Origin of the sequence: Cupriavidus phytorum (assembly GCF_003254285.1) — a bacterium.
GTDB classification, from domain to species: domain Bacteria; phylum Pseudomonadota; class Gammaproteobacteria; order Burkholderiales; family Burkholderiaceae; genus Cupriavidus; species Cupriavidus phytorum.
The window spans coordinates 277,646-299,166 of record NZ_QKZN01000007.1 but is presented as its reverse complement, the minus strand read 5'-3'; the positions used below and the strand labels follow the sequence as shown (position 1 = coordinate 299,166).

Below are 21,521 nucleotides of genomic sequence, written 5' to 3'. Positions count from 1 at the left end.
CCTCGCATATACGGAGAGACAACCATGAAGCAAGCACAACCGTCGGCGCGCCGCAGGGCGTTGCTGACATGCATGCTCGGCCTGGCGCTGCCGGCTGCGTTCCCCGCGCCCGCCCATGCGCAGGCGTGGCCGACCAAGGTCGTCAGGATCGTGGTCGGCGGCCCTGCCGGCGGCACCGCCGACATCCTCGCGCGCCTGCTGGCCGAGGGGCTGGCGCAAGCGCTGGGCAAGCCAGTGATCGTCGAGCAGAAGCCCGGCGGTGCCGGCGCGATCGCGGTCGGCACGCTGCTGTCGGCGCCGCACGACGGGCATACCGTGCTGCTGATCCAGGGCGGCATCGTTTCCGAGACGCCGCTGGCGCTGAAGGTCTCGTTCGACCCGTTCAAGGACCTGAAACCGATTGTCCAGGTTGCGCGCACCGGCCTGGTGCTGGTCGGCAACCCGAAACTGCCGGCGAAGAACTTCAGCGAGCTGCTGGCCTACATCAAGAGCAAGCCGGGTCAGGTCGACTACGCCTCTTACGCCGCCGGCATGCGCGGACAGACCCTCGGGGTCCAGTTCAACCGGCTGGCGGGCGTGAACATGAGCCACGTGGGCTACAAGGGCTCGCCGCCCGCGCTGCAGGACGTGATGGGCGGGCACGTGCCGCTGATGTTCGACGGCCTGGCCACCTCGTTGCCTCTGATCAAGGCCGGCAAGCTCAGGGCCTATGCCGTGGCCTACCCGAAGCGCATTCCCGCGCTGCCGGACGTGCCGACCTTCGCCGAGGTGGGCTTCCCGGCAATGACCGAGCCCGGCTGGATGGGCCTGTGGCTGCCGCCGGACGTGCCCGCGGCGGTGCAGGAAAAGATCCGCAACGCCACGCTGGCGATCATGCAGCAGCCCGGCTACCGCAAGCACGTTGAAGACATGGGCATGGACAACGGGCAGCCGCTCGGCAGCGAGGCGCTGTCAAAGGAAGCGCGCGCGGCGCATGAGCGGCAGGCGGAACTGCTGCGGTCGATTGGCTTCGTGCCGGAGTAGCCGCGCACCGGAGCGGGCGGGCCGGGGCTAGCGCTTCCTCCGCCGGCGCGCGCCGGCGAACATCGACATGTCGCGCAGGATGCAGTCCAGCAGCGTATTGGCGGCCACGCCCATGGGCCGGCCCGCCTTGACCAGCAGGCGCGCCTTGGCGGCCTCGAACAGCGGATGGGCGATCGGCAAGGTCACCAGTTCGCCGGACTGCAATTCCCGGTAGGCCGCAAAGCCGCCGATCAGCGTGATGCCGTCATGGCGCTTGACGAAGTGGCGCAGCACTGCCAGCGAATTGGTGGTCAGCGTCGGGCGGATCTGGATGTTCTCCGCGTACGCCAGCATCTGCACCACCTGTCCCAGGCCGAATGCCGGCGGCATCATGGCCAGCGGATAGTCCGCCAGTTCCTGCACCTGGACCTTGCCGCCGCGGCGCGCCAGCGGATGCCCGGCGTGCACCAGCAGCACCACCGGCTGCGACGACGTGGCCACCCACGCGATGTCCGCATGGCCGGGCGGGTTGTAGGCCAGGCCGATATGGGCACGGCTTTCCGCCACCTCCTGCAGCACGTTGTTCACCGGCAGGATGTCGACGGTCACGTCAAGCCGGGGATAGCGCGCGCAGAAATCCGTCAGCACCTCATCCATCAGGCCGTCGACATAGCCCTCGCTGGTGGCGATGCGCACCTGGCCATGCTGCAGCCCGCGCAAGGCCTGCAGGCGGTCTTCGAACAGTTCCTGCTGGGCGCGGCAGCCGCGCCAGTATTCCAGCAGGTGCACCGCCGCTTCGGTCGGCTGCACGCCGCGCGCATGGCGGTCGAACAGCGGCGCGCCCACTTCTTCTTCCAGCAGGCGGATCTGGCGCGTGATCACCGACGGCGAGGTGTTGATGCTGTCGGCCGCGCCGCGGATCGAGCCGTGCGTCAGTACCTCGTGGAAATAGCGCAGCCTGCGCTGGTTCAGTTCGCGCATGTCGGACCTCGTTGTCTGGCGTGGAAGGCGCCGGCGTGTCGTGGCGTTGCCGGCAGGGCAACGATAGCCGACTTAAGTTGCTCTTGCTCTGTTTTTTCAGATGCCAGACGATCAAAGCCTGCCAGCGAAAGACATCGCGTCCACAAGAGCCGACCACCACGGGAGAGATCGACATGTCCGCAACCCTGCCCCCACGCACCCCAACGGAAGCCGCCGCGCAGCAGGCGCTGTACCGCAAGCTGAACTGGCGCCTGTTGCCGTTCCTGCTGCTGTGCTACACCTTCGCCTACCTGGACCGCGTCAACATCGGCTTCGCCAAGCTGCAGATGCAGAGCGACCTGGGTTTTTCCGACGCGGTGTACGGGCTGGGCGCAGGCATCTTTTTCTTCGGCTACGTGCTGTTCGAGATCCCGAGCAACCTGCTGCTGCCCCGGATCGGTGCGCGCAAGACCATCAGCCGCATCCTGGTGCTGTGGGGCCTGACCTCGGCGGGCATGATGTTCGTGCGCGACGAAACCACGTTCTACGTGCTGCGTTTCCTGCTTGGCGTGTTCGAGGCCGGCTTCGCCCCCGGGATGATCTTCTACCTGACCTACTGGTACGGGCAGCAACGCATGGCCCGGGTGATGGCGGTGGTGATGCTGGCCGGGCCCATCGGCGGCATCTTCGGCTCGCCGCTGTCGACCTGGCTGATGACGGCGCTGTCGGGCGCGCACGGGCTGGCGGGGTGGCAATGGATGTTCCTGGTGGAAGGGCTGCCATGCGTGCTGCTCGGCGCGCTGGCGCTGCGCGTGCTGGCAGACCGGCCGGCCGAGGCGAAGTGGCTCAGCGACGCGGAAAAGCGCATGCTGGCTGCCGAGCTGCAGGCACCGGCGGGCGGGCATCACTCGTTCGGCCAGGTCGCGCGCGATCCGCGCGTGTACCTGCTGGCCTTTGCCTACTTCACCATGATCTGCGGCATCTACGCGGTCAGCTTCTGGCTGCCGTCGATCCTGAAGGCGGACGGTGTCACCGACACCATGCAGATCGGGCTGTATTCGATGATTCCCTATATTGCCGCGGCGATTGCCATGCTGGTGATCGGCCGCAGCTCGGACCGCCGCGGCGAGCGCCGCTGGCACAGCGCGGTGCCGGCGTTTACCGGCGCGGTGGCGCTGGCGGTGGCCACGCAGTCCAGCGGCAACCTGCCGGTGTCGCTGCTGTGCATGACCATCGCCACGGCGATGATGTGGGCCGCCTATACCGTGTTCTGGGCGATTCCGTCGCAATACCTGAAGGGCGATGCCGCGGCCGGCGGCATTGCGCTGATCAACACCATCGGCCTGGTCGGCGGCTTCCTCAGCCCTACCATCATCGGCGCCGTGCGCACTGCCACTGGCAGCATGCAGGCCGGCCTGCTGGTGATGGTGGTGCTGCTGATGGCCGGCGCGGCGGTGCTGGTGGCCAACCGGATGCCGTCGCCGCAGGGCGCGGTGTCGCCGGCCTGACGCCGGACTTTTGTTTCACGGAGAAGAACCTTGGCAACACGGATCCTGGTCGCCGGCTTCCAGCACGAGACCAATACCTTTGCCCCGTCAAAGGCGACTTACGCCAGCTTCGAGCGCGGCGAAGGCTTTCCCGCGATGGTGCGCGGCGACGACATGCGCGCGCTGCGCAACGTCAACATCCCGGCCGGCGGCTTCATGGCCGCCGCCGAGCGGCACGGCTGGACGCTGCTGCCGGTGGTCTGGGCCGGCGCCAGCCCGTCCGCGCACGTGACCGAGGACGCGTACGAGCGCATCGCCGGCGAGATCGTCGGCGCGGCCCGCGCGGGCGGCTTCGACGCGGTCTATCTCGACCTGCACGGCGCCATGGTGGCCGAGCACACCGACGACGGCGAGGGCACGCTGCTCGCGCGCATCCGCGCGGCGGTGGGCCCCGGGGTGCCGGTGGTCGCCTCGCTCGACCTGCATGCCAACGTCACGCAGGCCATGCTGCAGGCGGCCGACGCGCTGGTGGCCTACCGCACCTACCCGCATGTCGACATGGCCGAGACCGGCGCGCGCGCCGCGGCGCTGCTGCAGCGCCTGCTGGAACGCAAGGGGCCGCTGCACCGCGCGGTGCGGCGGCTGCCGTTCCTGATCCCGATCAACGGCATGTGCACGCTGCTGGAGCCGGCGCGCGCCATGTACGCGCTGTTGCAGCAGCGCGAGCACGGCGAGGTGGTGTCGCTGTCGTTCGCGCCGGGCTTTCCGGCTGCAGATTTTCCGGAATGCGGGCCGGTGATCTGGGGCTATGGCGAGGACGCCGGCGCGGCCGAAGCGGCGGTGCAGGCCTTGTACGACCGGATGCTGGCCGACGAGCCCGCGTGGGAGGTACCGTTCCTCTCGCCCGACGAGGCCGTGCGCGAAGCCATGCGGCTGGCCGCGGGGGCCACGCGCCCGGTGGTCATCGCCGACACGCAGGACAACCCCGGCGCCGGCGGCGATTCGAACACCATGGGCATGCTGCGCGCACTGTTGCGCCACGGTGCGCGGCAGGCGGCGATCGGGCTGATCTGGGACCCGGCCGCGGCGGCCGCGGCGCACCGTGCGGGCGTGGGCGCGACCATCGAGGTGGCGCTCGGCGGTGTATCGGGGGTGCCTGGCGATGCGCCGCTGCAGGGCCGCTTCGAGGTGCTGAAGCTGTCCGATGGCGTATGCCGCTACGGCGGGCCGATGATGCACGGCATGCTGGCCGATGTCGGCCCGGTCGCACTGTTGCGCATCGACGAAGTGCAGGTGGTGGTCAGTGCCGGCAAGGCCCAGATGCTCGACCGCAACCTGTTCCGGGTGGGCGGGGTCGAGCCCGAGGCGATGAAGATCCTGGTCAACAAGAGCTCGGTGCACTTCCGCGCCGACTTCCAGGGCATCGCGCATGCCGTGCTGGTGGCCAAGGCGCCGGGCCCGATGACGGCCGATCCCGCGGACCTGCCGTGGACCAGGCTGGCCCCGGGCATCCGCCTCAAGCCGATGGGCAGGCCCTTCCAGCCCGGATGAGGGCGGCAGCGGTGCGAGGTCCGCTATGCTTCGCGCCGCGCCAGCGCCAGGAAGGTGCCCAGCCCCACCATCGTGACACCGGAGGCACGGGTCATCAGCCGCGCGCGTGCCGCGCTCGCGGCCCCGGACCTGAGCAGGCGATGCGCGGCAAAGACCACCACCACATCGACCAGCGTGTTGAGCGCGACGCAGATGCAGCCCAGCAGCGCCAGCTGCGTCACGGCCGCTGCGCCGGGCGCGACGAACTGCGGCAGGAACGCCAGGAAGAACAGCGCGGTCTTGACGTTCAGGACCTCGACCACCACGCCTTCGACCAGCGCGCGGCGCGCGCCGCGGGACGGCACGGCCGCGACCGTGGCGGGCGGGTCCTTGCGCACCAGCATGCGCACGCCCAGGTACACCAGGTAGGCCGCGCCCAGGTACTTGAGCACGCTGAACGCCACCGCGGACTGGGCGATGACCAGCGACAGGCCTGCGGCCGCAGCCAGCACGTGCAGCAAGCCGCCGAGGCCGGTGCCCAGGCACGAGGCCAGGCCCTCCGACCGTCCGCCTGCAACCGTTCGCGCGACGACATAGGCGATGGCCGGGCCGGGGGTGATGGCGAGCACGACTGCGGCGACCAGGAAGGGGATCAGCGACATGGTTCAGGTTCCTTGTTGATGAGGCAGGGTTGCGGCTGCGCCCGCGCGGATTGCGGCGATGCCGGATCAGACCGCGTTGCGCATCGATTGCGCCAGTTCCGTGCAGCCACGCGCCTCGAGTGCGTCGACCACGCCAAGGCGGTCGCGCGTGTCCTTGTTCTGGCTGAGCTTGCGCTTGCCGACCAGCGACGTCACGGCGATCTCCAGGCCGACGATGGCGCGCAGCATGGCGTCGAGGTAGTCGGGCGGGGCGTCGCCCATCTTCCACGGCCGGGCCTCGGTGGCCTCGTGCCGCCGCGTCAGGCGCGCGACCAGGCCGCGCACGAAGCGCTCGTCGTCGCGCACGGTGAGGATGCCGTGCGCGTGCACCACCTCGTAGTTCCAGGTCGGCACCTGGCGGTGCGTCTCATGCTTGCTTGGGTACCAGTTCGGCGAGACATAAGCCTCGGCGCCACGGAACACCACCATCACCTGCGTGCCGGTCGGGCACCGCTGCCAGACCGGGTTGGCCCGCGCCACGTGCGCGGTGAGCACGCCGTGGCCGCCGGCGCAGGGGTCGAATTCGAACGGGAGGTGGTCGGCATCCAGGCCGTGCTGGCTGTTCGTGACCAGCATGCCCAGCGGATACGCATGGATGATGCGGGCGAGGGCGTCGGGGCGGGTCTCAGCGAAATGGTCGGGGACGTACATCGTTGGGGCTCGGGGCGATCGGATGCTCGATACTGTCGCCGACAACTGGCACAATCGGAAGGTCCAGTTTCCGGGAATTTGAATGGGCCAGTTCGATCAGTCCCCCGGCCCCCGGCCCGGCGCCACGGGCGCGGGACGCCGCATTTATGACCTGCTGCGCGCCCAGATCGCCGACGGCACGCTGCCCCCGGGCGCGCCGGCGCCGTCCACGCGCGGCCTGGCGGCCGAGCTGGGGGTATCGCGCACCACCGTGACGGCCGCCTATGAACAGCTGGCGGCCGAGGGCTTCCTGGTCACGGCGCGGGGACGGGCGGCCCGCATCGCCAGCCCGCTGGCGCCTTCCACGCCGGCCCGGCCGGATGCGGCGCGGCGCGCCAGGGTACCGGCGCTGTCGCCGTTCGGCCGTCGCGTGGCGGCACTGGCGCTGCCGGCAGCGCCGCCGGCCGAGCCGGTGCGCTTCGATTTCCTGTACGGCGCGGTCGCCTGGCGCGACTTCCCGGCGCTGGCGTGGCGGCGCGCCTGGCAGGCCGAGCTGCTGCGCCAGCACGACAGCCTGTCCTATGCCGCCCCCGAAGGCGAGGCATCGCTGCGGCGCGCGCTGCAGGGCTACCTGCGCCGCGCGCGCGGGCTGGCCTGCGATGCCGGGCAGATCGTGGTGGTGCATGGCTCGCAGCAGGCCATCGACCTGTGCGCGCGGCTGCTGCTGGACGACGGCGATACCTTTGCCTTCGAAGACCCCGGCTACCTGATGGCCAGGCGCTGCTTCGAGGCCACCGGCGCGACGTGCCTGCCGGTCCCGGTGGACGGGCATGGCATGGATACCGCCAGCCTGCCCGCGGCCGGCCGGGTCCGGCTGGCCTATGTGACACCGTCGCACCAGTTCCCGCTGGGCGGCGTGCTGCCGATCGGGCGCCGGCAGGCCTTGCTGCAATGGGCGCGGCGCCATGACGCGTGGATCGTCGAGGACGACTACGACGGCGAATTCCGCTACGGCCAGCGCCCGATCGACACCCTGCGCGCGATCGACACCGATGGCCGCGTGATCTATGTCGGCACCTTCTCCAAGGCGCTGTCACCGCAGCTGCGGCTCGGTTACCTGGTGCTGCCGCCGGAGCTGGTGCCGGTGTTCCGGCAGGCCAAGCGCCTGGCCGACCGCCATGCGCCCGTGCTGGAGCAGCGCGTGCTGGCCGCGCTGATCGACAGCGGCGCCTACGAGCGCCACGTGCGCCGCATGCGCCGCGAGAACGAGCGCCGCCGCGCGGCGCTGCTCGATGGCATTGCGCGCCACCTGCCAGGCGATGCCGAGGTCAGCGGCACCGCCGCCGGCCTGCACGTGGTGCTGTGGCTGCCGTCGCTGCGGCCGCGGGACGAGCCGGCACTGGTGGCCGCCGCGCGCGGCGCCGGCGTTGGCGTGTATCCGGTTTCGGCGCTGTATGCCCGGCCGCATGGGGCGGGCCGGCCCCGCACGGCCGGCCTGGTGCTGGGCTACGCCAGCCTGACCATCGCGCAGATAGAGCAGGGCGTGCGCGTGCTCGGCACGGTGCTTGCCGCGATGGCCTGAAGCGGCCGGTGCGTCCGGCCCCGCATGCCGGGCGTTTCTGCCAATGACATTGAGCAGAACGGCAATTGGCCCGCCTGGCGCAACGCTCTAACGTCTGTCGAAAACGACCGCGGCCGGCACACCGGGCGGCAATACCAGAACGACAACCAGGAGACAGCGCATGGCTATCACAAGGCGTGGAATGGGAGGGCGTTTGCTATCGGTCGTGGCCAGGGCCATGGCGGCAGCGGCGATGTGCACGGCGGCAGCGCCGGCCGCGACCGCGGCGGGCGATTTCCCGGCCAAGCCCATCGAGTTCTGGATTCCGTTCCCACCCGGCGGTCCCACCGACGGCTCGCTGCGCACGCTGCTGGCAGCCGCCGGCAAGGAGCTGGACCAGCGCGTGGTGCCGATCAACAAGCCCGGTGCGGGCGCCACGCTGGCGGCCCAGGTGATGTCGCAGACGACGGCGCCGAACGGCTACACGCTGTCGATGGTCGCGGCCAACATCTTCCGCATGCCGCACCTGCAAAAGACGCCATACGACCCGCTCAGGGACTTTACCTACATCATCGGCCTGACCAACTACCGCTATGGCCTGGTGGTCCGCGCCGACGCGCGCTGGAAGACGCTGGAAGAATTCCTTGCCTATGCCAAGGCGAACCCGGGCAAAGTGACCTACGGTGCGGTCGGCATCGGCAGCTCGGGACATATCTCGATGGAGAAGCTGGGCCGCGCCGCCGGCGCCAGATTCACCTTCGTGCCCTACAAGGGCGGCGCCGAGGAAATGATGGCGCTGATGGGCGGCGACATCGATGCGGTGCTGGACCCGGGCTGGGGACAGTTCGCCGTCGCCGGCAAGGTGCGGCCGCTGGCCATCGTCGGCGACACGCGCTTTGCGCGCTTCAAGGATGTGCCGACGCTGAAGGAGCGGGGCTACGACATCACCGCCAGCTCGCTGGTGGGCATCGTCGGCCCGCGCGGCATGGACCCGGCGGTGGTCAGGAAGCTGCACGACGCGTTCTTCCGCGCCGCGCAGGACCCGGCCTACCTGCGCTCGCTCGAGGCCATCGACCTGGAGCCGGTCCACCTCAACAGCGCGGACTACACCAGGTTCGCGGCCGAACAGTTCGAGCGCGAGAAGCGCGTGGTGCAGCAGCTCGATATCAGCCTGCAGTGATCGGCGTGCAGTGATTCAGCGTGCCATCGCCGCGCGATCGGCTGCACTGTCTTAGTGCGGCCAGCCATGCAGGGGCATCCTCGGGCTCGGGTTAGCGCCGCTTCTTTGGTACGCTGGTGGTATGCCTGCCGCTGCCATCGCTGCTTGCGCCCCGCGCGTGCGTGACTTCCGCACTCCTCCGGCTGGCAGCGGCCAAAGGAGTGATCATGCAAGAGCTGAGCTTTAGCGCCCTGCTGTACCGCTATTTCTTCTTCGGCTGGCTGTTCCGGGACGCCAGCCGCGGCAATCGCGCCGAACGCACGCGCGCCTGGCACTTCAACCAGGCGCGCGCGCATTGGCTGCTGACCTACATGCGGCGCTGGCTCTGGTGCGGCGTGTTCTTCTACGCGCTGGGCGGCGCGGTGGAGCTGATGCTGTCCGCGCCGGCGCTGTCGGCGCTGTTCTACGTGCCCGGCGCGCTGTGCGTGCCGGTCAACGTTGTCATCGGCGTGCTTTGGCTGGGGCTGAAGACGCTGCCGGGGCCGCTGTGAGCGGGGCGGCCCCATCCCTGCCCGCTGGCATCGCGCAGCAAGTCCGTCTGGCCCAGGCCGTGATCGCACGGCACCTGGCCGGGACACTGCTGGGCGTCCACCTGTTCGGCTCGGCGCTCGATGGCGGGCTGCGGCCGCACAGTGATATCGACCTGCTGGTGACCACGCGCAACGTGCCCGGCGACGCCGCGCGGCAAGCGCTGCTGCGCGACCTGCTGGAGGTATCGGCACCGCCAGGCAGCGGTGCGCCCTGGCGGCCGCTGGAGGTCACCGTGGTGGCGCACGGCGAAGTGGTGCCCTGGCGCTATCCGGCCACGCGCGAACTGCAGTTCGGCGAATGGCTGCGCCAGGACATCGAGGCCGGTGTGTTCGCGGACCGGATGCCGGACCACGATCTCGCCATCCTGCTGACCCAGGTGCGCCAGCATGGCGTCGCGCTGCTTGGCCCGCCGGCCACGGCCTGCTTCGAACCCGTGCCCCGGCAGGACTTCATCGCTGCCCTCGCCGATACCGTCGCGCAATGGCGGACCGAAAGCGACTGGGCCGGCGACGAGCGCAACGTCGTGCTGGCGATGGCGCGGATCTGGTACAGCGCCGCCACCGGCCGGATTGCGCCGAAGGACGTGGCCGCGGCGTGGGCGCTGGAGCGTGTACCGGATTCGCATCGGCCGCTGCTGGCAGCGGCGCGGGCGGCGTACCTGGCGGGCGGGCCGGACGATCCGGTCTTGCGTGGCGGGGCGGTTGCGGCGTTCATGCAATACGCGCGCACCGCGGTCAGAACCCTGCGGGCGGAGTAGCGTAACCCTCGGCCCCCCGCGGGCCGCCGAAGTAGAATCCGGGCATGTTCCTGACCGCGATCGGGATGGAGGGTGTCTCGGCGCGCTCCCGCGCCGATCCTTGCCGCCCATGCGAATTCCACCGGTGAAGGCGATCATCGCCTTCGAAAGCGTTGCCCGAACCAAGAGCGTCAGTCGCGCCGCCGAGGAGCTGGGTTTGACGGCATCCGCGGTCAGCCACCAGATCGGCAACCTGGAAGAGGCGCTGGGGCAGGCGCTGTTTTTCCGGCAGGGGCGCGGGCTGGCGCTGACGCCGGTGGGGCAGCAGTACCTGCGCGATGTCACCGGCGTGCTGGCGGACCTGAACCGCGCCACCGAGCGGGCTTCCAGCCCGGCCAGCATCGAGATCCTGCGCGTGCATTCCAGCCCTAGCTTTGGCCTGATGTGGCTGCTGCCGCGATTGGAATCGTTCCAGGCCGACAACGGCGACATCCAGCTCAACCTGTCGTGCTCGTATGAGGACGTGTCGTTCACCAGCGGCTACTACGACGTCGATATCCGGCATGGCTACGCGCACTGGCGCGACCTGCAGGTGAAGACGCTGCGGCGCGAGACCATCACGCCGCTGGCCTCTCCCGCCTATCTCGAAAAGCATCCGATCCGAACACCGGAGGACTTGCTCGCGCAGCGGCTGATCTATTCCGAAACGCCGCTGGTGCAGTGGCAACAATGGTTCGCGCGCTTCGGCGTGCCGGCTGCGCACAAGACCTTCGACTTCAGCTTCGACCGCTCCTACATGTCGCTGGAGACGGCCGCGCTGGGGCTGGGCGTGGCGCTGGAAAGCACGCTGCTGGCATCGGTGCAGATTCGCAAGGGCGCGCTGGTGCCGGTGTTCGACGACAGCCATGCGCTGGAGGTGGGCAGCCACCACGTGGTCTGCCCGGCCCAGAACGCCGGACTGCCGCGCGTGGCGCGCTTCCTGGCCTGGCTCGAGCGCCAGTTGCCGGCTTCGCCCTGAACGCGCGCAGCCGGGGCAGGGCCGGCAAAGTGACCGGAGCGGCGCCCGTTGAGACCGCCTGCCGCCGACGTTTGAAAATTTCTCAGCAATAGCTGAGGCAGACCGCGTTGATCGCCAGGCCGCCAGCGACAAAACTCGACACATCCCAAGTCCAATTGCAGGAGACAAAGATGCTGGTCGAGAACAACGTAGTCATCATCACCGGCGCCGCCTCGGCGCGCGGCATCGGCAAGGCCACCGCCCGGGCGTTCGCCTCCCAGGGCGCCACCGTGGTCATCCTGGACCTGCGCCTGGAAGACGCGCAGGCCGCCGCCGGTGAACTGGGCGACCAGCACCTCGGCCTGGCCTGCGATGTGACCGACAAGGCCGCCTGCGAACGCGCGGCGCAGGCCGTGCTGCAGCACTACGGCCGCATCGACGCGCTGGTCAACAATGCCGGCATCACCCAGCCGGTGCGCACCCTCGACATCCAGGCGGCCAACTACGATGCGGTGCTCGACGTCAACCTGCGCGGCACGCTGTACATGTCGCAGGCGGTGCTGCCGCAGATGCGCGCGCAGCAGCGCGGCAGCATCGTGTGCATGTCGTCGGTGTCGGCGCAGCGTGGCGGCGGCATCTTCGGCGGGCCGCACTACAGCGCCGCCAAGGCCGGCGTGCTGGGCCTGGCGCGCGCCATGGCGCGCGAGTTCGGGCCCGACGGCATCCGCGTGAATTCGATCACGCCGGGCCTGATCCAGACCGACATCACCGGCGACAAGCTCACCCCCGAGATGCGCGCCGAGATCATCAAGGGCATCCCGCTGGGCCGGCTGGGCAACGCCGCCGACGTCGCCAACGCCTGCGTGTTCCTGGCCAGCGACATGTCCGCCTACCTGACCGGCATCACGCTCGACGTCAACGGCGGCATGCTGATCCACTGAATTCGAACCAAGCCGCCCGGACGAGGCGGGACCCCAGAACAGCCGGTGCGCCGCAGCGCGGCGCTGCCCGGCAGGAGACAAGCGATGAAGACCAAATACGCGGCTTCGCCCATTGGCGGCGAAGCGACGCTGCGCGCCGATGCCGCCACCTTCGAGACCCGCACCTATGCCAAGGTGGTGAAGCGGCTGATCCCGTTCCTGATGCTGTGCTACCTCGGCGCTTACCTGGACCGGGTCAATGTCGGCTTCGCCAAGCTGCAGATGCTGAGCGACCTGCAGTTCAGCGAAACCGTCTATGGCCTCGGTGCCGGCATCTTCTTCCTCGGCTACTTCATCTTCGAAGTGCCGAGCAACGTGATCCTGCACCGGGTCGGCGCCAAGCGCTGGCTGGCGCGCATCATGCTGACCTGGGCGGTGATCTCGGCGTGCTTCGCCTTTGTCACCACGCCGACCCAGTTCTACGTGCTGCGCTTCCTGCTGGGCGTGGCCGAGGCCGGCTTCGCGCCGGGCGTGATCCTCTACATGACGTACTGGTTCCCGTCGGAGCGGCGCGCCAAGGCGCTGTCGATGTTCTTCATGGCGATCCCGCTGGCCGGCATCGTGGGCGGGCCGCTGTCGGGCTGGATCATGCATGCCTTCCACGGCGTGGGCGACCTGGCCGGCTGGAAGTGGCTGTTCCTGATCGAGGCGCTGCCGTCGCTGTGCCTGGGCGTTGCGATCCTGTACTACCTCGACAACGGCATCGACGAGGCGCACTGGCTGACCGACGCAGAAAAGGCGCTGCTCAAGCGCAATATCGAAGGCGACAACGCGCAAAAGATGGAGCACATGTCGATCCGCTCCTTCATGGCCGACCGCCGCCTGTGGCTGATGGCAGCGATCTACTTCTGCGTGGTGCTGGGCCAGTACGGGCTGACCTTCTGGCTGCCGACCATCATCCGCAAGGCCGGCGTGGCGGACCCGCTGTGGGTCGGCATCTATACCGCGCTGCCATACCTGTGCGCCATCGTCGCGCTGCCGCTGGTGGGCATGAGCGCCGACCGCCGCCGCGAGCGCCGCTTCCACCTGATCGTGCCGATGGTGGTCGCTGCCGCCGGCTTTGCCACCTTGCCGCTGCTGGGCAGCGTGAGCGCGTCGCTGGTGTGCCTGTGCATCGCCGCCGCCGGCATCCTGGCCTCGTCCTCGCAGTTCTGGGCGCTGCCGACCGCGCTGCTGGGCGGCATGTCCGCCGCCGCCGGCATCGCCGCGGTGAACTGCGTGGCCAACCTGGCCGGCTTCTTCTCGCCCGCCATCGTGGGCTGGCTCAACGACCTGACCGGCAAGTCCACCGCGGGGCTGGTGTTCATCTCGGCCACCGTGGTCTTCGGTGCCGTGCTGGTGCTGATGGTGCCGGCCAGGTCGGTGAACCGCTGAGGCCGCTTCCTTTTCCTGAAATGCTGATCCAACCGATTGCTGGAGACATCATGCAACAAGCCACCACCGCCAAGGCCGTGTCCTTGCGGGAACGCGCCTACCGCATCCGCCGCAACGCCTTGCTGATGGGCGAGGTCCAGGGCCAGGGCTATATCGGCCAGGCGCTCGATATCGCCGACGTGCTTGCCGTGGCCTATTTCGATGCCATGCGCTACCGCCCCGAAGATCCGCAATGGGAAGGGCGCGACCGCTTCCTGCTGTCCAACGGCCACTACGCCATCGCGCTGTACGCGGCGCTGCTGGAAGCCGGCATCCTGCCCGCCGAAGAACTGGAGACCTATGGCAGCGACGACAGCCGCCTGCCGATGTCGGGCATGGCCAGCTACACGCCCGGTATGGAAATGTCCGGCGGCTCGCTGGGGCAGGGCCTGACCATCGCCGTGGGCCGCTGCCTGGGCCTCAGGCACAAGGGCTCCGATAACTTCGTCTACACGCTGTTCTCGGACGGCGAGCTGGACGAGGGCGCGATCTGGGAGGGCATCCTCTCCGCCGCGCACTGGAAGCTGGACAACCTGATCGCGATCGTCGACGTCAACAACCAGCAGGCCGACGGCCCGTCCACGCAGGTGATGGCGTTCGAGCCGCTGGTGCCGAAGCTGGAAGCGTTCGGCTGGTTCACCCAGCGCGTCGATGGCAACGACATCGACGCCGTCGCCGCCGCCTTCCGCGCGGCGCGCGAGCACCGCGGCGCGCAGCCGCGCATGATCATCTGCGATACGCGCATGGGGTGCGGCGTGCCGTTCCTCGAGCAGCGCGAGAAGAACCACTTTATCCGCGTCGATGCCCACGAATGGCAACTCGCGCTGCAGGCCCTGGAAGCCGGGAGACAAGCATGAGCACCACCGCTACCACCACCACCACCACCGCCAAGCCGAAGCTGAAGACCTCGGCCATGATCGCCTCCATCGCCGGCGAAGGGCAGGCCACCCGCTCCGCGCCATTCGGCCACGCGCTGGTGGAGCTCAGCCGCCACAAGCAGAACGTGATCGGCATGACCGCCGACCTGGGCAAGTACACCGACCTGCATATCTTTGCGCAGGCGTTCCCCGAGCGCTATTTCCAGATGGGCATGGCCGAGCAGCTGCTGATGGGCGCCGCCGCCGGCTTCGCGCATGAAGGGGCGCAGCCATTCGTCACCACCTACGCGGTGTTCGCGACGCGCCGCGCCTACGACTTCATGCACCAGGCCATCGCCGAGGACAACCTCGACGTGAAGATCGTGTGCGCGCTGCCCGGCCTGACCACCGGCTACGGCCCCAGCCACCAGGCCGCCGAAGACCTGGCGCTGATGCGCGCCATGCCCAACATGACCGTGATCGACCCGTGCGATGCGGTCGAGATCGAGCAGATGGTGCCGGCCATCGCCGCGCACAATGGCCCGGTGTACGCGCGCCTGCTGCGCGGCAACGTGCCGGTGGTGCTGGACCAGTACGACTACAAGTTCGAGCTCGGCAAGGCCAGCCTGCTGCGCGACGGCGCCGAGGTGCTGGTGATCTCGTCGGGCATCATGACCATGCGCGCGCTGGAGGTGGCCAAGGCGCTGGAGCAGGACCGCATCGGCGTGGCGGTGCTGCACGTGCCGACCATCAAGCCGCTCGATACCGAAACCATCCTGCGCGAAGCGCGGCGCACCGGCCGCCTGGTCGTGGTGGCCGAGAACCATAGCGTCATCGGCGGCCTGGGAGAAGCCGTGGCCGCCACGCTGATGCGCGCGGGCGCCTGCGTGCCGTTCCGGCAGGTGGGGCTGCCGGATGCCTTCCTCGATGCCGGGGCGCTGCCCACGCTGCACGACCGCTACGGCATTTCGGCGAACGTGATGGCGGACACGATCAGGGGCTGGCTCGCCTGACCCGGCCGCCGCCAACAGACTGCCTTTCCCTCTGCTATGGTTAACAGGCCTGTCCGTCACGCGCGCCGGCCCCTCGCCGCCATCGCGCGCGGTGCAGCACGGCAACCTTGGAACCAGGGAGAACGGCATGAAACCCGGCAAGCTCATGGTGGCGGCGGCGCTTGCCGCCGCGTCCCTCGCGCCCGCCATGGCGATGGCGCAACCCGAGACCCGCGTCGACTCGGTTTCCGGCGTGGGCGCGTCGCGCACCACCGGCACGGTCAAGGCCACGGCCACGGTGGCGGCCATCGATGCCGCCACGCGCACCATCACCCTCAAGGACGAGCAGGGCAAGCTTACCGACGTGCAGGTCGGCGACGATGTGCGCAACTTCGGGCAGTTGCGCGTGGGCGATGCGGTCACGGCGGAATACACGCAGGCCTTGTCGGTGAGCCTGAACCGCCAGAGCGGCATCCGCTCCAGCAGCGAGCGCGAGATCACGCAGCGCGCCGCGCCGGGCGCGAAGCCGGGCGGCATGGTCGGGCGCGAGGTCACGGTCACTGCGGACGTGGTGGCGGTCGACACCAAGACCGGCATGGTCACGCTGAAGGGGCCGCAGGGCCGGATGGTGGACGTGCATGTCGCCGACCCGAAGCAACTGAAGGCGGTCCGCGCCGGCGAGCAGGTGCAGGCGGTCTACACCGAGGCGATCGCGATCTCGGTCACGCCGCGCAATGCGCGCTGAGTTGCCGGTGGCCGTCCGCTACATCACGCGCCCGAACCACCACAGCGACAACAGCCCCGCGCACGCCGCCAGCAGCGCGCCCAGCGCGGCGAACAGCGCGGTGATCTCGACCTGGCTGCGCTTGTCGAACGCCAGCCGCGCGTTGAGCGCCCGGTACACCCGCTTCAGTTCGGTGGCATCCTCCAGCCGGAAGTACTCGGCGCTGGTGGCATCGGCGACTTCCTTCAGCACCTTCTCGTCCAGCCTGACGCGGGCCGACCAGCCGTCGACCGAGAGCACCACGCCTTCGGGGGTGCCCACGCCCACGGTATAGATGCGCACGCCGTGCTCGGCGGCAAGCTGGGCCGCGCGCATCGCGGCCGGGCCGGCGTTGCTTTCGCCGTCGGAGAACAGCACGATCGCGCCGGCGGTATAGGAGCCCGGCTGCACCGGCTCGCTGTCGGCGGGCGGATTGGCCAGCGGCCGCGGTCTTCTTGGCGGCGGCGTGTCGTCGTTCATCAGCCGCTCGGCATCGGGCGTGAGCTCCGGCAGCAGCGTGGTCAGCGCAATCAGCATGCCGTTGCCCAGCGCGGTGCCGCCTTGCGGCTGCAGGCGCTCGATCGCGGTCGCCACGGCCTCCCTGGCGCGGGTCGGCGCCTGCGCCACGGCGGCGGTGCCAGCCATCGCAACCACGCCGACGCTGACGCCCGCGGGTTGCGCCTCCAGCAGGGTGGTGGCGGCCTGCTGGGCGGCGCCCAGGCGGCTGGGCTTGACATCCTGGGCGCGCATGCTGCCGGACAGGTCCATTACCAGCACCACCGTCTCGATGCGCGAAGGCAGCATCATCACGGCCTGGGGCCGCGCGATCGCCGCGATCAGCGCCGCCAGCGCCAGCAGGATCAGCACCGGCGCCACGTGGCGGCGCCAGCCGCTGCCGCCACGCGTCGCCACGCCCGCGGTCTTCAGCGCCGGGTAATGCCCGGCTGCGTGCCGCCTGCGCCGGTCGAGCCAGACATAGCCCGCCGCCAGCCCACCGACCAGCGCGAACAGCCACAGCATGCCTGGCCACAGGAAGCTGAACACGGGCAGGCGGCTGATGGCATCGATCATGCGGCCCCCCCGGCAATGTTGGCGGCCCTGGCGCTGCCTTGCTGGCGCCGGCGCTGGCGCGCGAAGCTCAGCAGCGCCAGGTCGAGCCGGGCGTAGGTCGACAGCGTCAGGCACGCCACCCCGGCGCGCGCGAAGGCCTGGCGCAGCTCCGCCTCGCGCGCCTCGGCGGCGGCGGCGAAGCGCTTGCGGAAGGACGGGTCATGGGTATCGACGAACAACTGCTCGCCGGTCTCCGCATCCTGCAGCACCACCAGTCCCAGGTCCGGCAACGCGGTTTCGAGCGGATCGACCAGCCGCACCGCAACCACTTCATGCCGCCGCGCCAGCATGCCCAGCGATGCCTGCCAGCCCGGCGCGCTGATGAAATCCGACACCACGAACACCACCGAACGCCGCCTTGCCACCGCCCGGGCGCGCTCGAGCAGGTCGCGCAGGCGGGTGTCGCCCGGCGATGCGGCGGGCGTGGCGCGCATGCGGTGCAGCAGGTGCAGCAACTGGCGGCGCCCGGCGCGCGCCGGCACCACCGTGGGGTCGGCATGGGCGGCGCCGCCATAAAGCACGGCGCCCACCCGGTTGCCATAGCGCGTCAGCAGCAGCGCCATCACCGTGGTGAAGTCGCTCAGCAGGTCGCGCTTGCGCACGCTGCCCGAGCCGAAGTCGATCGAGCCGCTCAGGTCCAGCAAGAACCAGGCCGCGACCTCGCGGTCTTCCTGGTACTCGCGCACATGCGGCGTCTGCAGCCGCGCGGTCACGTTCCAGTCGATATGGCGCACGTCGTCGCCGGCGTGGTACTCGCGCAGGTCGGCAAAGTCCAGGCCGAAGCCGCGGAACAGCGTGCGGTAGTCGCCTTGCAGCAGTCCGTCGAGGCGGCGCACCACGGTCCATTCCAGGCGCCGCAGCAGGGCGTCGGTCTGGTTTGCGCCGACGCCGGCAAGCGCGACAGCGGGAGCGCCAGGTGTGGCGCCGGGCCCGCTGTCTGGCTCGCGCCGCCTAGTCCGCCGCCCGAACATGGGATTCCATGGGCCGCTCGGGAACCGGCAGCGCCTGCGTGATGCGGGAGATGAGCTGGTCGGCGGTCACGCCGTCGGACATGGCCTCATACGAGAGCGACAGGCGATGGCGCAACACGTCTGGCACCAGGTCGGCCACATCCTCGGGCAGGGCGTAGTGGCGGCCGCGCAGGTAGGCCAGCGCGCGCGCGCCTTCGACCAGGCCGATGGTGGCGCGCGGGCTGGCGCCGAACGACACGTAGCGGTCCAGGTCCGCCAGCCCATAGTCGCCCGGCTTGCGCGTGGCCGCGACCACGCGCACCGCGTACTGGACCAGGCTGGGATCGACATACACCTTGCGGCAGGCCTCCTGCAGCGCGGTCAGGTGCTCGGGCGTGGCCACCGGGCTGACGCTGATGCGCGGGCCGGTGACGCGGTTGACGATCACCACTTCTTCCTCTTCCGACGGATAGCCCACCAGCACCTTCATCATGAAGCGGTCGACCTGCGCCTCGGGCAGCGGGTAGGTGCCCTCGGTCTCGATCGGGTTCTGCGTGGCCATGACCAGGAACGGGGCGGGCACGCGATGGGTCTCGCCGGCGATGGTGACCTGCTTTTCCTGCATCACTTCCAGCAGCGCGCTCTGCACCTTGGCCGGCGCGCGGTTGATCTCGTCGGCCAGCAGCAGGTTGGCAAAGACCGGGCCGCGCACCGTGGAGAACTCGCCCGTGCCCTGGTTGTACATGCGCGTGCCGACCAGGTCGGCCGGCAGCAGGTCCGGCGTGAACTGGATGCGCTTGAAGGTGCCGCTCATGGTCCGCGCCAGCGTGTTGACGGTCAGGGTCTTGGCCAGCCCCGGCACGCCCTCCACCAGCAGGTGGCCGCCGGACAGGATGGCCACCAGCACCCGTTCGAGAAAGTGGTCCTGCCCGACCACCACGCGTTTCACCTCGTACAGCAGGCGTTCCATCAAGTTGGCGCTGTCGGCTGCGCCCCTGGCTTGGTCGTTCATAGGTCCCCGCGTCAGAAAGGAGAAGTTCCGATGGATACGCCGGCGCTTTCGATCGTGGTGGCGAAGCCGATGCCGATGAAGGTGCCGCTGTTGCCCGGGTTGAGGATGGCGGTGACGATGCCCACCACCTCGCCATTCATGTTCACCAGCGGGCCGCCCGAGTTGCCCGGATTGACCGCGGCGTCGAACTGGATCAGCTTGTCCAGGTTCCGCTTGCTGTCCGACGCGACGAACTCGCGGTCCAGCCCGGACACCACGCCGGCGGATACCGACGGCCCGATGCCGAACGGAAAGCCCACCGCAACCACTTCGGACCCGGGCATCAGGTCGCGGCTGGAACCCAGCGTCGCCGCCGGCAGGTCGTCGGGTATCGACTTGGCCTGGATCACCGCCAGGTCCTTCTCGGGAATCGTCTGCAGGACGGTGGCCTCTGACGTGTGCCCGTCGTGGAAGGTCAGCTCCAGGCGCCGCGCTCCCGCAATCACGTGGAGGCTGGTAAGGATCACGCCGCGCTCGGTCACCACCACGCCCGAGCCGATGTGGCGGGATTCCGGCTTGTTCTCCGCGCTGTTGCCGGGCGGACGTTCGTTGGGCAGTGGCGGGGCGGTCGGGGCGGGGGGAGTCGACGGTGAGGCTTCGGGCGGCGTGGCCGGGACGTCACGCCCGGCCTGCGGCGCGGAAGCCGCATCGGCGGTTTTCTGGGGGGCGGGGAAGTTGCGGATCTCGACCACCGATTCCCGCACTGCCTCGGCCGCCATGGCGGTGCGCGAGGGCAGGGGTTTGGTCTCGAGCGTGTGCAACACGGCCGCATCGATGTCCTTCTGCGTGAGCGCGCGCGGCTTGAGCTGCAACAGCCACGCCGAGCCCACGCCGGCGGCAAGAACCAGCGCGACGGTCGCCGAGACCCATCCGTAGATCGTCACCCGTTTCATCGCAGCCCCCGAGGTCCCGTCCCGCCTTAAAAAATACAGTACCATCCTCTTACCCACGCGCCAAGGAGCAGGGCATGCAGTTTCTCTGGCCGCAGATGCTCTGGTTGCTGCTTGCGCTTCCGGTGCTGGCAGCCGCTTACCTGTACCTGCTCGCGCGGCGCAAGAAGGCCGCGCTGCTGTATGCAAGCCTTGCATTGCCGCGCGCCGCGCTCGGCCCGCGCCAACGCCTGCGGCGCCACATTCCTCCGCTGCTGTTCTTCTTCGCGCTGGCCGCGGCGCTACTGGCCTGCGCGCGCCCCAGCGCCACCATCACGCTGCCGGCCGACACCGTGACCCTGGTGCTGGCGATGGATACCTCGCGCAGCATGGAGGCCGCCGACGTGCCGCCCAACCGCATCAGCGCCGCCCAGCAGGCCGCGCGCGATCTGGTGGTGGGGCTGCCGGCCAGCGTGCGGCTGGGCATCGTCTCCTTCGCCGGCACCGCGGCGGTGGTGCTGCCGCCCACCGACAACCGGCAGGACATGCTCGACGCGATCGATCGTTTCCAGCTGCAGCGCGGCACCGCCACCGGCAGCGGCCTGTTCCAGGCGCTGGCGGTGCTGTTTCCCGAAGATGGCATCGACCTCGAAGTGATCCTGTTCGGCAGCCGCGCTGACCGTGCCGGACGCGGCGCCTCGCTCGACGAGGCCGCCGCGGCCGACGCCGCACGCCGGCGCGAACAGAACCAGCAGGCGGCGCAGCCCGGCTCGTACCCGCACGGCGCGGTGATCCTGCTCAGCGACGGCCGGCGCACCACCGGCCCGGATCCGCTCGACGCCGCGCGCATGGCCGCCCAGCGCGGCGTGCGCGTCTACACCGTCGGCTTTGGCTCGCAGCAGGTCACGAGCGCACCGGAATCCAGCCTTGCGTATTTCATGCAGCTGGACGAACCGGCGCTGCGTGCGGTCGCCAACATTACCGGCGGGGAATACTTCCACGCCGGCTCGGCTGCCGACCTGAGCCAGGTGTACCGCCAGCTCAGCGCGCGCTTTGCGCTGGAGCGCAGGGAAACCGAGCTGGGTGCCTTGTTCGCCGCAGGGGCGGTGGTGTTGCTGGCGCTGGCGTGCGGGTTGTCGATGCTGTGGTTCAGGCGGTGAGGGTGGCGGCACGCGATGGCGG

Annotated in this window: 21 protein-coding genes; 14 read left to right on the top strand and 7 right to left on the bottom strand. The window is 69.7% G+C overall.

What is annotated here, in order from left to right; genetic code table 11:
• Nucleotides 1–24: 24 nt before the first annotated feature.
• Nucleotides 25–1,023 (top strand): tripartite tricarboxylate transporter substrate binding protein, encoded by a 999-nt coding sequence (locus C7416_RS19590; protein WP_111520455.1) that lies wholly within the window; start codon nucleotides 25–27, stop codon nucleotides 1,021–1,023.
• A 27-nt stretch (nucleotides 1,024–1,050) separates the two neighbouring features.
• Here C7416_RS19590 and C7416_RS19585 read toward each other — a convergent pair whose 3' ends face one another.
• Complete coding sequence (locus C7416_RS19585) at nucleotides 1,051–1,983, bottom strand: LysR family transcriptional regulator (RefSeq protein ID WP_111520454.1); 933 nt, start codon at nucleotides 1,981–1,983, stop codon at nucleotides 1,051–1,053.
• A 173-nt stretch (nucleotides 1,984–2,156) separates the two neighbouring features.
• Between C7416_RS19585 and C7416_RS19580 the strand changes: the two genes are divergently transcribed.
• Nucleotides 2,157–3,470 carry an MFS transporter gene (locus C7416_RS19580; protein WP_111520453.1) on the top strand — a complete coding sequence of 438 codons (1,314 nt, stop codon included), beginning with the start codon at nucleotides 2,157–2,159 and terminating at the stop codon, nucleotides 3,468–3,470.
• Nucleotides 3,471–3,500: 30 nt separating this feature from the next.
• Nucleotides 3,501–5,000 carry a M81 family metallopeptidase gene (locus C7416_RS19575; RefSeq protein ID WP_111520452.1) on the top strand — a complete coding sequence of 500 codons (1,500 nt, stop codon included), beginning with the start codon at nucleotides 3,501–3,503 and terminating at the stop codon, nucleotides 4,998–5,000.
• 23 nt (nucleotides 5,001–5,023) lie between these two features.
• On the opposite strand, the gene C7416_RS19570 is transcribed toward C7416_RS19575, so the two are convergent.
• Together C7416_RS19570 and C7416_RS19565 are read right to left on the bottom strand one after the other, a co-directional pair.
• Nucleotides 5,024–5,641, bottom strand: coding sequence for a LysE family translocator (locus C7416_RS19570; RefSeq protein ID WP_111520451.1), 618 nt, complete (start codon nucleotides 5,639–5,641; stop codon nucleotides 5,024–5,026).
• A gap of 66 nt (nucleotides 5,642–5,707) precedes the next feature.
• Nucleotides 5,708–6,331 (bottom strand): FMN-binding negative transcriptional regulator, encoded by a 624-nt coding sequence (locus C7416_RS19565; protein WP_111520450.1) that lies wholly within the window; start codon nucleotides 6,329–6,331, stop codon nucleotides 5,708–5,710.
• An 82-nt stretch (nucleotides 6,332–6,413) separates the two neighbouring features.
• On the opposite strand from C7416_RS19565, the gene pdxR reads away from it, so the two are divergent.
• From pdxR to C7416_RS19515, 10 genes are all read left to right on the top strand, one after another.
• Nucleotides 6,414–7,892 (top strand): MocR-like pyridoxine biosynthesis transcription factor PdxR, encoded by a 1,479-nt coding sequence (gene pdxR / locus C7416_RS19560; RefSeq protein ID WP_111520449.1) that lies wholly within the window; start codon nucleotides 6,414–6,416, stop codon nucleotides 7,890–7,892.
• Between the two features lie 193 nt (nucleotides 7,893–8,085).
• A complete protein-coding gene (locus C7416_RS19555) occupies nucleotides 8,086–9,051 on the top strand; it encodes a tripartite tricarboxylate transporter substrate binding protein (RefSeq protein WP_240988261.1) in 966 nt (321 codons plus the stop codon).
• A 206-nt stretch (nucleotides 9,052–9,257) separates the two neighbouring features.
• Complete coding sequence (locus C7416_RS19550) at nucleotides 9,258–9,581, top strand: hypothetical protein (RefSeq protein WP_111520447.1); 324 nt, start codon at nucleotides 9,258–9,260, stop codon at nucleotides 9,579–9,581.
• Nucleotides 9,578–10,378, top strand: a complete 801-nt coding sequence (locus C7416_RS19545) for an aminoglycoside adenylyltransferase family protein (protein WP_146604295.1) — start codon at nucleotides 9,578–9,580, stop codon at nucleotides 10,376–10,378. Before C7416_RS19550 ends, C7416_RS19545 begins: the two co-directional genes overlap by 4 nt.
• A 109-nt stretch (nucleotides 10,379–10,487) precedes the next feature.
• A complete protein-coding gene (locus tag C7416_RS19540; RefSeq protein ID WP_111520446.1) occupies nucleotides 10,488–11,375 on the top strand; it encodes a LysR substrate-binding domain-containing protein in 888 nt (295 codons plus the stop codon).
• Between the two features lie 170 nt (nucleotides 11,376–11,545).
• Nucleotides 11,546–12,295, top strand: coding sequence for an SDR family NAD(P)-dependent oxidoreductase (locus tag C7416_RS19535; protein ID WP_111520445.1), 750 nt, complete (start codon nucleotides 11,546–11,548; stop codon nucleotides 12,293–12,295).
• A gap of 84 nt (nucleotides 12,296–12,379) precedes the next feature.
• A complete protein-coding gene (locus C7416_RS19530; protein ID WP_111520444.1) occupies nucleotides 12,380–13,708 on the top strand; it encodes an MFS transporter in 1,329 nt (442 codons plus the stop codon).
• 50 nt (nucleotides 13,709–13,758) lie between these two features.
• The gene (locus tag C7416_RS19525) at nucleotides 13,759–14,604 is read left to right on the top strand and encodes a transketolase (protein ID WP_111520443.1); all 846 of its coding nucleotides are present in this window, start codon (nucleotides 13,759–13,761) and stop codon (nucleotides 14,602–14,604) included.
• On the top strand, nucleotides 14,601–15,617 hold the full coding sequence (locus C7416_RS19520; RefSeq protein ID WP_111520442.1) for a transketolase family protein: 1,017 nt from the start codon (nucleotides 14,601–14,603) through the stop codon (nucleotides 15,615–15,617). The genes C7416_RS19525 and C7416_RS19520 overlap by 4 nt, the downstream gene beginning before the upstream one ends.
• Nucleotides 15,618–15,744: 127 nt before the next feature.
• Nucleotides 15,745–16,341 (top strand): hypothetical protein, encoded by a 597-nt coding sequence (locus tag C7416_RS19515; protein WP_111520441.1) that lies wholly within the window; start codon nucleotides 15,745–15,747, stop codon nucleotides 16,339–16,341.
• Between the two features lie 18 nt (nucleotides 16,342–16,359).
• On the opposite strand, the gene C7416_RS19510 is transcribed toward C7416_RS19515, so the two are convergent.
• The 4 genes from C7416_RS19510 to C7416_RS19495 are packed head-to-tail and all read right to left on the bottom strand — an operon-like array spanning nucleotide 16,360 to nucleotide 20,363.
• Nucleotides 16,360–17,430 (bottom strand): VWA domain-containing protein, encoded by a 1,071-nt coding sequence (locus tag C7416_RS19510; RefSeq protein ID WP_111520440.1) that lies wholly within the window; start codon nucleotides 17,428–17,430, stop codon nucleotides 16,360–16,362.
• Nucleotides 17,427–18,440 carry a DUF58 domain-containing protein gene (locus C7416_RS19505; protein WP_111520439.1) on the bottom strand — a complete coding sequence of 338 codons (1,014 nt, stop codon included), beginning with the start codon at nucleotides 18,438–18,440 and terminating at the stop codon, nucleotides 17,427–17,429. Before C7416_RS19505 ends, C7416_RS19510 begins: the two co-directional genes overlap by 4 nt.
• The gene (locus C7416_RS19500; RefSeq protein WP_111520438.1) at nucleotides 18,421–19,431 is read right to left on the bottom strand and encodes an AAA family ATPase; all 1,011 of its coding nucleotides are present in this window, start codon (nucleotides 19,429–19,431) and stop codon (nucleotides 18,421–18,423) included. The genes C7416_RS19505 and C7416_RS19500 overlap by 20 nt, the downstream gene beginning before the upstream one ends.
• Before the next feature lie 11 nt (nucleotides 19,432–19,442).
• Nucleotides 19,443–20,363 (bottom strand): S1C family serine protease, encoded by a 921-nt coding sequence (locus C7416_RS19495; protein WP_111520437.1) that lies wholly within the window; start codon nucleotides 20,361–20,363, stop codon nucleotides 19,443–19,445.
• Nucleotides 20,364–20,437: 74 nt separating this feature from the next.
• Here C7416_RS19495 and C7416_RS19490 point away from each other — a divergent pair, with 74 nt between their 5' ends.
• Entirely contained in the window at nucleotides 20,438–21,499 is a 1,062-nt protein-coding gene (locus C7416_RS19490) for a VWA domain-containing protein (protein WP_111520436.1), read from the top strand.
• Nucleotides 21,500–21,521 lie beyond the last annotated feature (22 nt).